The 13,977-nt window shown below is 60.9% G+C and carries 10 protein-coding genes; 3 read left to right on the forward strand and 7 right to left on the reverse strand.

The genetic code is table 11. The annotated features are described in order from the left end of the window. Positions 1 to 11 precede the first annotated feature (11 nt). On the forward strand, positions 12 to 2,018 hold the full coding sequence (locus G6N83_RS01255) for an ABC1 kinase family protein (RefSeq protein WP_165138529.1): 2,007 nt from the start codon (positions 12 to 14) through the stop codon (positions 2,016 to 2,018). Here the strand turns inward: G6N83_RS01255 and G6N83_RS01260 are convergent. Genes G6N83_RS01260 through G6N83_RS01270 form a run of 3 tightly spaced genes read right to left on the reverse strand, consistent with a single transcriptional unit; the run spans position 2,015 to position 4,989 of the window. Next, positions 2,015 to 3,352 (reverse strand): class II 3-deoxy-7-phosphoheptulonate synthase, encoded by a 1,338-nt coding sequence (locus tag G6N83_RS01260; protein WP_165138531.1) that lies wholly within the window; start codon positions 3,350 to 3,352, stop codon positions 2,015 to 2,017. The genes G6N83_RS01255 and G6N83_RS01260 overlap by 4 nt on opposite strands. 9 nt (positions 3,353 to 3,361) lie before the next feature. Beyond that, on the reverse strand, positions 3,362 to 4,051 hold the full coding sequence (locus G6N83_RS01265) for a lysophospholipid acyltransferase family protein (protein ID WP_165138534.1): 690 nt from the start codon (positions 4,049 to 4,051) through the stop codon (positions 3,362 to 3,364). A 2-nt stretch (positions 4,052 to 4,053) separates the two neighbouring features. After that, positions 4,054 to 4,989: an ROK family glucokinase gene (locus G6N83_RS01270; protein WP_165138536.1), complete on the reverse strand. Its 936-nt coding sequence runs from the start codon at positions 4,987 to 4,989 to the stop codon at positions 4,054 to 4,056. Between the two features lie 127 nt (positions 4,990 to 5,116). Between G6N83_RS01270 and G6N83_RS01275 the strand changes: the two genes are divergently transcribed. Next, positions 5,117 to 6,949, forward strand: a complete 1,833-nt coding sequence (locus G6N83_RS01275) for an AMP-dependent synthetase/ligase (RefSeq protein ID WP_165138538.1) — start codon at positions 5,117 to 5,119, stop codon at positions 6,947 to 6,949. A 6-nt stretch (positions 6,950 to 6,955) separates the two neighbouring features. Here the strand turns inward: G6N83_RS01275 and G6N83_RS01280 are convergent, their stop codons facing one another. Genes G6N83_RS01280 through G6N83_RS01290 form a run of 3 tightly spaced genes read right to left on the reverse strand, consistent with a single transcriptional unit; the run spans position 6,956 to position 12,390 of the window. Next, positions 6,956 to 7,447: a peptide deformylase gene (locus G6N83_RS01280; protein WP_165138540.1), complete on the reverse strand. Its 492-nt coding sequence runs from the start codon at positions 7,445 to 7,447 to the stop codon at positions 6,956 to 6,958. Further along, complete coding sequence (locus G6N83_RS01285) at positions 7,447 to 8,931, reverse strand: MinD/ParA family ATP-binding protein (RefSeq protein WP_241246242.1); 1,485 nt, start codon at positions 8,929 to 8,931, stop codon at positions 7,447 to 7,449. The genes G6N83_RS01280 and G6N83_RS01285 overlap by 1 nt, the downstream gene beginning before the upstream one ends. Before the next feature lie 48 nt (positions 8,932 to 8,979). Next, a complete protein-coding gene (locus G6N83_RS01290) occupies positions 8,980 to 12,390 on the reverse strand; it encodes a pyruvate carboxylase (protein WP_165138542.1) in 3,411 nt (1,136 codons plus the stop codon). 97 nt (positions 12,391 to 12,487) lie between these two features. On the opposite strand from G6N83_RS01290, the gene G6N83_RS01295 reads away from it, so the two are divergent. After that, entirely contained in the window at positions 12,488 to 13,288 is an 801-nt protein-coding gene (locus tag G6N83_RS01295; RefSeq protein ID WP_165138544.1) for a ParA family protein, read from the forward strand. A gap of 98 nt (positions 13,289 to 13,386) precedes the next feature. Here the strand turns inward: G6N83_RS01295 and G6N83_RS01300 are convergent, their stop codons facing one another. Continuing rightward, positions 13,387 to 13,932, reverse strand: a complete 546-nt coding sequence (locus G6N83_RS01300) for a MerR family transcriptional regulator (protein WP_165138546.1) — start codon at positions 13,930 to 13,932, stop codon at positions 13,387 to 13,389. Positions 13,933 to 13,977 lie beyond the last annotated feature (45 nt).

A 13,977-nucleotide genomic window follows, 5' to 3' on the forward strand; every position in this document is an offset into this window, starting at 1 on the left:
AAAGGATATCCATGGCGACTGCAGTACTGACCGTAGCTCTTGCGATTCTGTCGGGCATCCTCGTCGGATTCTTCGCACGCCGGGTGTTGTCGACGCCTGCCGGCTGGCCACGCAGCATCGTCGTCGGTCTCGCCGTTTTCGCGACCAGTCTCCCGTTCGCGACCTGGATGTTGGACCAGACCGGGTTGCTTACGAATGGTAAAACAGTCGATACGGCCGCGGCCTTCGCGGCTCTCGCTGTCGTGCTGCTCTCTATCGGGTGGATCTTCGCTCTAGGACTTGCGCTCTTGGTCGCGACCGAAGCCGTTTTCCCGACCAGGCAACTCCAAAATCCGCTCGACATCATCCGGGCTGCAATCAAGCAGCGCAAACGCACGCGCAGATACCTGCAGATCATCGGCATCGCTTCACGTCATGGTGCTGGCTGGCTGATAGAAGGCCGCTCTCGCGTTCACGACGACCTCACGACGAGCGAGCAGCGCGCTCGTGCCGTCATTGCGACGATCAACGATTCCGGCGTCACTTTCGTGAAGCTCGGACAAGTGATGTCTACGCGGCGTGATCTCGTGCCCGAGCCCTACCTCAGCGCACTCGCAACGCTGCAGTCCGAGGCGACGATGCTCCCCTGGAACGACATTCGACCTGTCATTGCAGCGGAACTCGAAGCACCCATCGACACCATCTTCGTGTCGATCGATCATGAGCCGCTCGCGGCGGCATCCGTCGCTCAAGTACATAAGGCGGTGCTTCACGACGGCACGGCTGTCGTGGTGAAGGTTCAACGGCCCGCGGCGCGAGCGCAGGTCGAAGCAGACGCCGACATCATCGTTCGGCTTGCCGAGCGTGCCGAAACCCATACACGTTTCGGACGAGACCTCAATCTTGCGGCGGTTGCACGGAGCTTCACAGCAACACTGCTCGATGAGCTCGACTACCGCGTCGAAGCCACTAACGTCGAGATGATCCGCAATACGCTCAAGGGTCAGGCAGGCCATCCCGAGCGACTGCAGATCGTCGTGCCTCGCGTCTATCCGAATGCTTCAGGAAGCCGCGTGCTAACCATGGACCTCGTGGCAGGGGAACCACTCAGCCGTGCGTCGGTGCTCATAGCGGATATGCCGCGCGCGCAGCGCGAGGCCCTCGCACGCGGGCTGATGGAGGTCGTTCTCGAGCAGATCTTGGTGCACGGGGTTTTCCACGCGGATCTTCATCCGGGCAATGTCATATTGCGCCCCGATGGGTCTCTCGGGCTCATCGACTTCGGTGCTGTGGGCGTCATCGAGCGTAGTCAGCGACAGCGGCTCGCAGCCGTCATGCTCGCGGCCATCAGCGAAGACGACATCGCCGCAACCGAAGCACTCCTACTTATTGTCGACGTCCCCGTTGATGCAGATATCGAGTCTCTTCGTCACGACGTCGGAATCGTCGTGACGACAGAGCGATACCGGCCACGCGGCGACGGTTCGATTTTCACGCGCCTGCTCGACGTCATCCGACACCACCGCATCGCTCTGCCCGGCGACCTTGCTGCGGCCTTCCGCAGCTTCGCGACACTCGAGGGATGCCTGAAGGCACTCGACCCGGATTTCGACATGTTCGATCAGGCACTGCCCATGGTGCCGAAACTCCTGCGCCGCTCACATTCTTTTCAGCATTCAGCCGTGAGCTTGCAGGCTCAGGCGAGCGTGGCTGCCGCTCTTTTGCGAGGCATTCCGCGGCGGCTCGACTCTCTGCTCTCCGGACTAGAAAACGGCACTGCCGGTGTGACACTCCGGGCACTCACCGACGAGCCCGCTCAGAACTTCCTGCAGAAAATCACCGCGGAGATCGTGGGCACATTCGTGTCCATCGCGGCCGTCGTGGTAGCCGTCGTCCTGATCGTCACCGATTCGGGCCCGCTGCTTGCTGGAGGACTTCGGCTGTTCGACCTTCTCGGCGCCCTGATCGGCTTCTTCGGTTTCTTGGGCGTGCTGAGAGTGCTGCGACAGACGGCGATTCGCCGCCGTCGCCGGCGCTAGCGGTGTTCGAGTTCTTCCGCGACGAGGAAGGCGAGTTCGAGCGACTGCATGTGATTAAGCCGCGGGTCGCACAGCGACTCATAGCGGGTCGCGAGAGTTGCCTCATCGATCTTCTCGGAACCACCCAGACATTCGGTCACGTCGTCGCCTGTCAGCTCCACGTGAATTCCACCAGGGTGCGTGCCCACAGCGCGGTGAGCATCGAAGAAGCCGCGTACCTCGTCAACGACGTCATCGAAGCGACGCGTCTTGTACCCCGTAGGAGTTGTGATGCCATTACCGTGCATCGGATCGGTCACCCACAGCGGTGTCGAACCGGAGTCCCGCACTGCCTCAAGCAGTGGCGGAAGCGCGTCGCGGATCTTTCCTGCACCCATTCGAGTGATAAAGGTCAGTCGTCCCGGCTCGCGTTCGGGATCGAGCTTGTCGATGAGCGCGAGCGCTGTTTCAGGAGTGGTTGTGGGTCCGAGTTTCACACCGATGGGGTTACGAATCTTGGAGAAGTAGTCGATGTGCGCACCATCTAGGTCACGCGTCCGCTCCCCCACCCACAAGAAGTGGGCCGAGGTGTTGTACGGCGTTCCGGTACGCGAATCGATTCGCGTCATCGGGCGCTCGTAATCCATGAGAAGGCCTTCGTGCCCGGTGTAGAACTCGACTCGACGTAGATCATCGAAGTCCGCCCCCGCGGCCTCCATGAACTTGATCGCGCGATCAATTTCGGCGGCGAGGCCCTCGTAGCGCTGGTTCGCGGGGTTCTTCGCGAAGCCCTGGTTCCAGGAGTGAACTTCGCGGAGGTCTGCAAAGCCACCCTGAGTAAACGCGCGGATGAGATTGAGCGTCGATGCGGCAGTGTGGTAGCCCTTCAGCAGTCGCTGCGGATCTGCTTGACGAGACGCTTCAGTGAAGTCGTACCCGTTGACGATATCGCCGCGGTACGCGGGAAGTGTGACATCTCCACGAGTCTCGGTATCACTCGATCGCGGCTTCGCAAACTGCCCAGCCATACGGCCCATCTTCACGACCGGCATCGAAGCACCGTATGTGAGAACGACTGCCATCTGGAGCACTGTCTTGATGCGATTGCGAATCTGTTCCGCTGTCGCACCGGCAAAAGTCTCTGCGCAGTCGCCGCCCTGCAGAAGGAAGGCGCGTCCACCGGCCGCCGCCGCGAGGCGGTCACGCAGCATATCTACCTCGCCCGCAAATACGAGCGGAGGGAGGGTGGCCAGCTCTTCCGAGACGGCGGTGACAGCATCCTGCGATGACCACTGCGGTTGCTGCTTGATGGGGAGGGTACGCCAGTGATCGAGCGCGTCCAACGGCTGAAGCATCCGATCAGTCTAGTGGGGCTCAGACGCGAGTCGCGCCTTCGCCGTGGACGCGTACACATCGTCGTAACGCTGTTCACCTAAACGTTGCAACGCGACCATAATTTCGTCCGTGACGGAACGTAAGACGTAGCGGTCGCCTTCCATGCCTGCGAACCGCGAGAAATCGAGGGGTTCGCCAATCACCATGCCGACACGGCCGACACGAGGAATGCGTCGACCGATCGGCATGACAGTGTCGGTATCGACCATGACGACCGGAATGACAGGTACACGAGCTTCGAGGGCCATACGCGCAATTCCCGTGCGTCCCCGATAGAGGGTGCCGTCGGGGCTACGTGTGCCCTCGGGATAAATGCCCAAGAGCGCACCCCGCCCGAGTACTTGGAGGCCGGTATTGAGGGATGCCTCCGACGCCTTTCCCCCGGAACGGTCAATGGGGATTTGACCGGTTCCTTTGAAGAACATTCGAGTGGCCCACCCTTTGAGACCGCGCCCAGTGAAGTAGTCGCTCTTGGCCAGAAACGCCATGGGGCGATCAATGACGAGTGGCAGAAAAACCGAGTCAGCGAAAGAAAGATGGTTACTCGCGAGGATCGCAGCGCCCTCTTTCGGAATGTTTCTGCGTCCCACGATCCACGGCCGGAAGATCGCTTTCACGACCGGCCCGATCACCACGTACTTCATCAGCCAATAAAACATCGCTATACGCTTCCCGCGGCGAGGTCGGCGACGCCGATTATGCCCGCGTCATTTACGAGAGCGGCAATGACGAACTCAGCGACCGGCCGCTTGCCGTAGCCCGGTAGCGAAGTGCGGTAGGCAGCGCGCATGGGAGTCAGGAGGTCCTCACCGAGCTGTGCGACTCCCCCGCCGATAACGAAAAGTTCTGGGTCAAGCACGGCTTGAAACCCGCCGCACGCTTCTCCAAGCGCCGTGGCAACACGGCCGAGCGCTTCACGTGCTCCAGGATCGTTCGCCAAGACAAGTCGTGAGATCGCAGGTCCCGGAATCGCCCCTTTTTCGGCGCGAAGCTCAGCCAGAGCGCGCCCGATCCCACCGCCGTCGGCGATCGCGTTGGCTTCACGCTGCAGCGCGCGACCAGAGGCGTACTGCTCGAGGCATCCGCGCTGACCGCACCCACAGGGTAAACCGTCCCGGATGAACCGCATATGGCCAAGCTCTCCTGCGACACCGTGGCCACCGCGATACATCTCACCGTTCACGATGACGGCGCCACCGACCCCCGTACCCATTGTGAGCATCACGATGTCTCGATATCCCCGCCCCGCACCAAAACGATACTCAGCCCAGCCCGCAGCGTTGGCATCGTTCTCGATAGTGACAGGCATGCCGATACGCGACTCGAGCTTCGCTCTGAGTGGCTCGTTCTGCCAGGCAATATTGGGTGCGTGAATGACAGTGGCTCGATCACGGTCGATGAAACCGGCTGCGGCTACTCCAACTGCACCGATCTCTCGATGGGCCGCGAAGTGACGCACCATGTCCGAGACAGCTTCGGCGAGCAGATCTGGATCTTTCGGTGTGTCAACGCGGGTCTTTTCGATGATGACGCCATCGGGGTCGACAACCCCGCCCGCGATCTTGGTTCCACCGATATCGATTCCGACTGTGAGCACTGAGCTGTCCTTTCACCACACCAAAAGCCTTGTGAAGTCTAACTACCCAACAGGGGCGAGACTGAGTGTCATCAACCAGTACACTTGAGTGTCATCCACACGCTACGGTGCCAAAGGAGTTGCCGACATGAGCGCTTTACAGTTCGACGTCCCCGCAATCGTTCCAGCAGACCCGACGGGTAACGTCGCTGATCTTCTGGTCGAACGAGTTGCCGCCACACCCGACAGGCCGCTATTCGCTGTTCCAGACGGCACGGGCTGGCGCGACATTTCGGCTTTGGAATTCGAGAAGCAGGTCATCGCGCTCGCCAAGGGCTTTGCCGCGGCAGGCGTGCAACCCGGCGAGAAAGTCGCGTTCCTGGCGCGCACGACCTACGACTGGACGCTCGTCGATTTCGCACTCTTCTACGCGGGCGCGATCATGGTTCCGATCTACGAGACGAGCTCGTCAAGTCAGATCGAGTGGATTCTGTCGGATTCCGGCGCGGTGGCGTGCATCGTTGAATCACCCGAGCATTCCGAGCGTCTTGCTGCCGTTCGTGCAAATCTTCCGCTCGTCGAAAAAGTGTGGGAGATGCAAGCCGGTGACCTCGATCGCGTTGCGGCAGCCGGTGGAGATATTACGGACTCCGAGATCGACCATCGTCGATCGATCGCTCAAGCTGCCGATATCGCGACCCTCATCTATACGTCGGGTTCGACGGGAAGACCAAAGGGTTGCGTCCTCACCCACAGCAACTTTGTCGAGCTGTCGCGAAACTCCGCTAAGGCACTCCACGATGTCGTCGAGGTTCCCGGAGCGTCCACGCTCCTGTTCATAACCACGGCCCACGTTTTCGCCCGTTTTATTTCGATCTTGAACGTCCACGCGGGCGTAAAGACGGGGCACCAGCCAGACACGAAACAGCTTCTTCCCGCGCTCGGGAGCTTCAAGCCGACGTATCTTCTGGCCGTGCCCCGCGTGTTCGAAAAGGTCTATAACTCAGCTGAGCAGAAGGCGGAAAGCGGGGGGAAGGGAAAGATCTTCCGTGCCGCCGCCCACGCTGCCGTCGAACATTCGGCCCTCATCCAAGAGGGCAAGCGCGTTCCACTCGGCCTTCGCGTGAAATTCCGTCTCTTCGACAAACTCGTCTATTCAAAGCTCCGCGAAGCTATGGGCGGGCGCGTTGTGTATGCAGTCTCGGGCTCGGCGCCCCTGGGGCCCCGCCTCGGACATTTCTTCCACAGCTTGGGAGTGACGATCTTGGAAGGCTACGGCCTCACTGAGACGACGGCTCCTGCCACCGTGAATCTCGCACACACCTCGAAGATCGGCACTGTTGGGCCGGTTCTTCCTGGCGTCGGCGTGCGTCTCGCAGAGGACGGCGAGATAGAGGTGCGCGGCGTCAACGTTTTCAAGGAGTACTGGCGTAATCCGGAAGCAACCGCTGCGGCCTTCGACGGCGACTGGTTCAAAACTGGTGACGTCGGCACTTTCGACGACGCGGGTTTCCTCACGATTACGGGTCGCAAGAAAGAGCTCATCGTGACCGCTGGTGGGAAGAATGTCGCGCCCGCGGTTCTCGAGGATCCGATTCGCGCAAACCCCATCGTTGGGCAGGTTGTCGTCGTCGGCGACCAGAAGCCGTTCATTGCAGCGCTGATCACGCTTGATCCCGAAATGCTGCCGTCGTGGCTCGGAAACAACGGTCTTCCATCCGATATGTCATTGGCGGACGCCGCACGCAACAGCAAGGTACGGTCCGAGATTCAATCAGCTATCGACGTCGCGAATGGAAATGTGTCGCGAGCAGAGTCGATTCGTAAGTTCACGATTCTCGACAGCGAGTGGACCGAGGCCAGCGGGCACCTCACACCGAAGCTGAGCATCAAGCGAAACGTCATCATGAGCGACTTCTCCGACGAGGTCGAAGAGCTCTATGCGGCCCCCATCAACACGACGAACATTTCGCTACCGTAAGACGGCTCAGAACCAATCGCTCTCGCGAACCTCACGCATCGCCGCACGGCGTGTGAGAGGAGTAAGGCGGTCAAGGTACAGCATGCCGTCCAAGTGATCGGTTTCGTGCTGGAGTGCTTGGGCAAGCAGGCCCTCTCCCTCCAGCACGACCTCGTTCCCCTCGAGGTCGATGCCGACAGCTTTCGCCCAGGGGTATCGAGGCGTGTCATGCCAGAGACCAGGAACCGACAAACATCCCTCGCCAATCAGCTCCGGCTCACCGCGAACTTCTACCAGCGTCGGGTTGAGGACATAACCGATGTCCCCGTCGATGTTGTAGCTAAACGCGCGAACGCCAACGCCGATCTGCGGCGCGGCCACGCCCGCTCTCCCGGGAAGCTCAACCGTGTCGAGAAGATCTTGAACCAGGGCATGTGTTCCTGCATCGATCGTTGTGATCACGGCACACGACGACTTCAAAACCGGGTCTCCGAACACCCGGATACTCCGCACTGCCATTACGCGACCGGAGCGCCGGAACGTAGGCCCGTGACGACGCTCGCGGCCAGCGCGCGCGCAGCCATGCGAGTCGCGGGTTGCAGGCCGCGGAACGAGATCGTTGTGCCGCGAGCGATCAGCGGGTCGTACGGCAGTCGGATGACGTCACGCACACGCGTCCGGAAGTGCGCCTCGAGTTCGTCTGCCCGAATGAGGGGAACGCCCGGCCGTGCCGTGTTTAGCACGACGACAGCTTCACGAGCTTGATCCTCGAATCCGTTCGTCTCAAGCCAGGTAAGCGTCTCGGACGCGAGGCGCGCTTCGTCGACGCTGAGGCCGGCGACGACGACAATGCGGTCGGCGCGGTCGAGCGTTGCTGACATGACAGAGTGCACGATTCCGGTGCCGGTATCTGTCAACACGATCGAGTAGTAGTGCGCAGCGAGTTCAGCGACATCGTTGTAGTCGGTATCACTGAATGCTTCATGCACGGTGGGGTCGGCATCCGAAGACAGCACATCAAGTCGTGTCTCGTCTCTCGCGACGATCGTGGAGATGTCGTTGAATCCAACGACATCGCTTCGTGTCCGGGCGAGATCCCGCACAGTTCGTCCGCTCGAACGCTCGAGACGATCGGCAAGCGTGCCGCGATCGGGGTTTGCATCGACCGCGATGACACGATCGTCACGCGCATCCGCGAGTGCCATCCCCAAAAGAGTTGTGACGGTCGTCTTCCCAACCCCACCTTTTCGCGAAAGCACCGGGACGAAGCGTGCTCCGCCGGGTAGTGGTGCACTGATCACAGCATCAACTGCTTTGCGCTCACGCACGGCACGGCTGTCTCCGAGGTTGACTCGATGACGCGTCAACGAATATACGAGCTGCCGCCACGTGCCTTCAGGCTCGGCCGCCGTCAGCTTTCCCTGGTCGAGCAATCGGTCATCGGTGAGCAGGTCAGCGCTCTCTCGGTGGGAGGTGCGGTCATCGATTCGTTTGGCGGCGAAGGTCATGGCGCTGGCGCCGTCGGAGACTGCGCCCCCTCGCCTCTCCATCTCGTTCGACGACTCGGGTGCTTTGTGAGCTGCAACCACGGCGGCCTCCGGTGTATCGGTCATTGACGATTCGACAGCCGGCTCGTCAAACGTGGCGTCGATATCGACGTCTTCTGGTTCGGTCAATGGTTCCGGCGCAAGGACGGCCACTCGCTCGAAGACAGCTTCCGACTCCGCCGCATCTTCAGGCTCGTCCGGGAGTTCCGCCTCAGCAAAAACCTCGGCTCCAGATAGTTCTTCCGACTCGAAGACTTCGCCTGGTTCAACTTCGCCATCGAGGACGTCGTCATCGTCATCAAAATCGTCATCCGAAGAAAACGGCATAGTGACCTTCACCTGCTCGGTCATCGCCCCGAGAATGCCGATGCTGGTGGTGTCAATGATGGTGGGTTCGTCGAGAACGCCGTGGTCATCGTCGATGACGGCTTTCGCGTCTGTGGGGTCGAGGGTCACTGCAGTAGCTCCAAACGGGCAACGAGAATGCACGTCGCCCGACTCAGGTTACTGCGGCGGGCGGACCACGACCAAAAGATCACCAGCTTCCAGCTGTTGCGTGCCGACCATCGCGGTGCGTTCGATGACGCCATCGATGGACGTTGTGATGGCCGCTTCCATCTTCATCGCCTCAATGGACGCGACGGCCTGACCGGCGGTGACCTTGTCACCGATCGTAACTTTCAGAGTGACAGCACCTGAGAACGGAGCGGCAATCTGTCCGGGTTTTGAGGTGTCTGCCTTTTCGGCTGTGCGGCTGTCGACTTCAATACTTCGATCGCGGACGAAGACGGGACGAAGCTGGCCGTTGAGCGTCGTCATGACAGTGCGCATGCCCTTATTGTCGGCTTCGCCAATCGCTTCGAGCCCGACGAAGAGCTGCACACCGCGCTCGATCTCGACGACATGCTCAGACCCCTGAACGAGCCCGTAGAGGTAGTCGGACGTATCGAGCACACTCAGGTCACCAAACTGCTCACGTGACGTCTGAAAAGAGCGGGTCGGCACCGGAAAAAGCAGGCGATTGAGTGCCTCACGACGTTGTTTGCCCTCGCCACCGAGATCCGCTGCATCTTCATCGGCGAGGTCAGCGACCGCAGCTTTCACCTCGCGACCGGCGAGCACTTTCGACCGGAAGGGTTCTGGCCATCCGCCGGGCAGATCTCCCAGTTCACCCGCCATAAAACCAACCACAGAGTCGGGAACATCGAAACGCTCGGGGTGTGCTTCAAAGTCAGCGGGGTCAGCGCGAACGGCAGCGAGATGAAGCGCGAGATCGCCGACGACTTTAGATGACGGCGTGACTTTGGGCACCCTGCCAAGAATCTTGTTCGCGGCCGCGTACATGTCTTCGATGAGTTCGAAGTCTTCAGAAAGGCCCAGAGCAATCGCCTGCTGCCGCAGGTTCGATAGCTGCCCGCCGGGAATCTCGTGGTGGTACACACGGCCGGTTGGGCCGGGAAGACCTGATTCGAACGGACGGTACATGTGACGTACCGCCTCCCAGTACGGCTCTAGGTCGCACACCGCGGCGAGAGAGATACCCGTATCGCGCTCGGTATGAGCGAGCGCCGCGACAAGAGCCGACAGCGAGGGCTGACTCGTCGTTCCGGCCATGGGTGCTGCCGCAGCGTCGACCGCGTCCGCACCAGCCGCGCTCGCGGCTAGAAGAGTCGCGAGCTGCCCTCCGGCGGTGTCGTGAGTGTGGACGTGAACGGGAGCTGCGAACTCGGCGCGAAGGGCCGACACCAGCCGACTGGCCGCTGCGGGGCGCAGAAGACCCGCCATGTCCTTCACCGCGAGGATGTGCGCTCCGGCATCCATCATCTGCTCGGCCAGTCGGAGATAGTAATCGAGCGTGTAGAGCTCTTCGGCCGGATCAAGCAAGTCGCCCGTATAGCAAAGAGCCGCCTCCGCGACGGTCGTACCGGTCGCGAGCACCGCGTCGATTGCAGGACGCATTTGCGACACATCGTTGAGTGCGTCGAATATTCGGAAGATGTCAACGCCTCCCGCGGCCGCCTCCGCGACGAAGGCGTCGGTGACCTTCGTTGGGTAGGGCGTGTACCCCACAGTGTTTCGCCCCCGCAGCAACATCTGAATCGCGACGTTAGGAAGCGCTTGACGCAGCGCATCGAGGCGCTCCCACGGATCTTCGCCGAGGAACCTCAGAGCCACGTCATACGTTGCGCCACCCCAGGCCTCAACAGACAGAAGCTCCGGTGTCATCTGCGCCACGAACGGCGCGACGGCCGCGAGATCGCGCGTTCGCACTCGGGTCGCGAGCAAAGATTGGTGCGCGTCACGGAATGTCGTCTCGGTGACGGCTAGCGGCGTCTGCGCGCGCAGCTCAGCGGAAAAGGCCCGTGGGCCGAGTTCCTGGAGGCGCTGACGTGATCCAGGCCGGGGAGTCAACGTCGACAGATCGAGCGATGGGAGTTTCGCGCGAGGGTCGGTGTGAAGTGGGTTCTCACCGTGGGGTTTATTGACGGTGACGTCAACAAGCCAGTTGAGTACTTTCGTCCCGCGATCTTTCGACTCACGCCCTTTCAAAAGCTCTGGACGTTCTTCAATGAACGAGGTACTCAGGTCTCCATCGACGAACGATGGATCGTCGAGCACCGCCTGCAGAAAAGGGATGTTCGTCGCAACGCCGCGAATTCGAAATTCAGCGAGCGCACGCCGCGCGCGCCTGACCGCCGCAGAAAAGTCTCGTCCGCGACAGGTGAGCTTCGCGAGCATAGAGTCGAAGTGCGGGCTTACCTGAGATCCGGCAGCTGTCGTGCCACCATCGAGGCGGATTCCCGCTCCTCCCGGCGATCGGTAGGTCGTTATTTTGCCGGTGTCCGGTCGAAAATTCTGGGTCGGATCCTCAGTCGTGATCCGGCATTGCAGAGCCGCGCCACGCAGATGGATGTTGTCTTGGTCAAGGCCGAGATCGCTAAGGGTCTCCCCCGCCGCGATCCGCATCTGCGACTGCACGAGATCTACGTCGGTCACCTCTTCCGTGACAGTGTGCTCGACCTGGATACGCGGGTTCATCTCGATGAACACCACTTCGCCCGCACGTGGACCCGCGGTCTCGAGGAGAAACTCGACAGTACCGGCATTCTCGTACCCGATCGATTGGGCAAACGCTACGGCGTACCGGTGCAACGCTGCACGCGTGCCATCCTCAAGATTCGGCGCTGGTGCGATCTCGATGACCTTTTGGTGCCGCCGTTGTACCGAGCAGTCCCGCTCGAAAAGGTGCACGGTGTGGCCAGCCTTGTCCGCCAGAATCTGCACTTCGATATGGCGCGGACGCTGCACCGCCTGTTCGAGGAACATTCTGCTGTCTCCGAACGCGCTCTCTGCTTCGCGCATCGCCTCAGCTAGCGCAGGAGCCAGCTGCTCCGGGGATGCCACACGCCGCATTCCGCGCCCGCCACCGCCCGCGACGGCCTTCGCGAAGAGGGGAAACCCGATGTCTGCAGATTGTGCGAGAAGCGCATCAATGTCGCCCGATGCCGGGGTTGAGCGAAGCACCGGCACGCCAGCCGAAATCGCATGCTCTTTCGCCGTCACTTTGTTACCGGCCATCTCCAGCACGCTCGCTGATGGCCCGATGAAGACGATGCCGTTGGCGGCAGCCTTTTCGGAAAGTTCAGGGTTCTCGGAGAGAAACCCGTATCCCGGATAGATCGCGTCAGCGCCAGACTCTTTCGCGATGCGGATGATTTCGTCCACGTCGAGATAAGCGCGAACCGGGTGCCCCTGCTCTCCGATGCGATATGCCTCATCCGCCTTCAAACGATGCAGCGAATTTCGATCTTCGTGGGGATACACAGCGACCGTACGAGCACCGAGTTCGTATGCGGCACGAAACGCCCGGATGGCGATCTCACCACGGTTGGCAACCAGGATCTTTCGGAACATACGGTTCGGCCCTTCGCTGGGCGCGCAACCGGCCCGAGCGGAGCCGTGCGCGTGGCTGAGTGTGCTCACAGCTTAAGGGACGGTAACGTAGACGATTGTGCACGTCCTTTCCGTCAGTTCGCTCAAGGGAGGCGTCGGCAAAACGACCGTAACTCTCGGACTCGCTTCAGCGGCATTCGCCCGCGGTGTCCGTACGCTCGTCGTCGACCTCGACCCGCAGTCCGACGTCTCTACGGGGATGGATATCCAGGTCGCTGGGCGACTAAATGTCGCCGACGTCCTCGCAAATCCGAAGGAGAAGGTGGTTAAGCAGGCCATCACCTCCAGCGGATGGGCGAAGGTACACCCCGGAACAATCGACGTGATGATCGGCAGCCCGTCTGCCATCAACTTCGACGGGCCGCATCCGAGCGTTCGCGACGTGTGGAAGCTGGAAGAGGCTCTTGCAACGGTCGAAGCAGACTACGACCTCGTCCTCATTGATTGCGCTCCGTCTCTCAATGCGCTCACCCGTACGGCGTGGGCTGCGAGCGACCGCGTCATCGTCATCACAGAGCCCGGGCTGTTCTCCGTCGCGGCAGCCGACCGTGCGCTGCGTGCAATCGAGGAGATTCGTCGCGGCCTTTCTCCTCGACTTCAGCCGCTCGGAATCGTCGTAAACCGTGTGCGCCCACAGTCGATCGAGCACCAATTCCGCATCAAGGAACTTCGCGACATGTTCGGTCCGCTTGTACTGGCACCTCAGCTCCCTGAGCGCACTTCGCTACAGCAGGCACAGGGCGCAGCGAAGCCGCTGCACGTCTGGCCTGGAGACTCGGCTCAAGAGCTCGCCGCAGACTTCGATGCTCTTCTAGACCGAGTCATCAGGACAGGTCGCATCGAGCTTCCTGAGTCCTAAGCCGAACCTCGCAACATCTAAAAGGGGCACTTTCCGTTGTTCGGAAAGTGCCCCTTTTAGATGTGACTGGCTGTTAAGACCGAAGCCAAGAGAGAAAGTCAGGCGGTGCGTTTCGCCCGACGCGCAGCGAGTTCGTCTACCGGGTCAGGCAATTGTGCCTCGAAGTTCACGAGAGTTGATTCAACTTCGCGCAAAACCTTGCCAACAGCTATACCGAAAACGCCCTGCCCACGGCTGACCAGGTCGATGACCTCGTCGTTCGATGTGCAGAGATATACGGATGCACCGTCACTCATGAGCGTGGTACCACTGAGATCCCGAATACCTGCGACTCGAAGCTGCTCAACGGCAGCGCGGATCTGCTGCAGAGAGATCCCGGTATCGAGAAGGCGCTTTACGAGCTTCAAGACCAGGATGTCGCGAAAGCCATAAAGGCGCTGTGAGCCTGATCCGGTGGCGCTTCGTACCGTCGGCTCGACGAGCTCCGTGCGGGCCCAATAGTCGAGCTGACGATAGGTGATCCCCGCCGCACGGGCAGCCGCAGCGCCCCGATAGCCGACCTCGTCGTCCATCCTCGGGAGACCGTCTGTAAAAAGGAGGTCAGAAACGAAGCCATGTTCGCCGGTAACGTCATCAGCGGTCACGGTCTGACCCTCCTTCGCTCGTTGTGGTTTCCCTCAACGCTAGAG

The organism is Microbacterium endophyticum (assembly GCF_011047135.1).
Classification (GTDB): domain Bacteria; phylum Actinomycetota; class Actinomycetes; order Actinomycetales; family Microbacteriaceae; genus Microbacterium; species Microbacterium endophyticum.

What these genes read in the sequence shown, in the direction of transcription:
- G6N83_RS01290 (WP_165138542.1), bottom strand. Translation starts at nt 12,390, where the DNA reads ATGTTCCGAAAGATCCTGGTTGCCAACCGTGGTGAGATCGCCATCCGG.
- G6N83_RS01255 (WP_165138529.1), top strand. Translation starts at nt 12, where the DNA reads ATGGCGACTGCAGTACTGACCGTAGCTCTTGCGATTCTGTCGGGCATC.
- G6N83_RS01275 (WP_165138538.1), top strand. Translation starts at nt 5,117, where the DNA reads ATGAGCGCTTTACAGTTCGACGTCCCCGCAATCGTTCCAGCAGACCCG.
- G6N83_RS01280 (WP_165138540.1), bottom strand. Translation starts at nt 7,447, where the DNA reads ATGGCAGTGCGGAGTATCCGGGTGTTCGGAGACCCGGTTTTGAAGTCG.
- G6N83_RS01265 (WP_165138534.1), bottom strand. Translation starts at nt 4,051, where the DNA reads ATGTTTTATTGGCTGATGAAGTACGTGGTGATCGGGCCGGTCGTGAAA.
- G6N83_RS01260 (WP_165138531.1), bottom strand. Translation starts at nt 3,352, where the DNA reads ATGCTTCAGCCGTTGGACGCGCTCGATCACTGGCGTACCCTCCCCATC.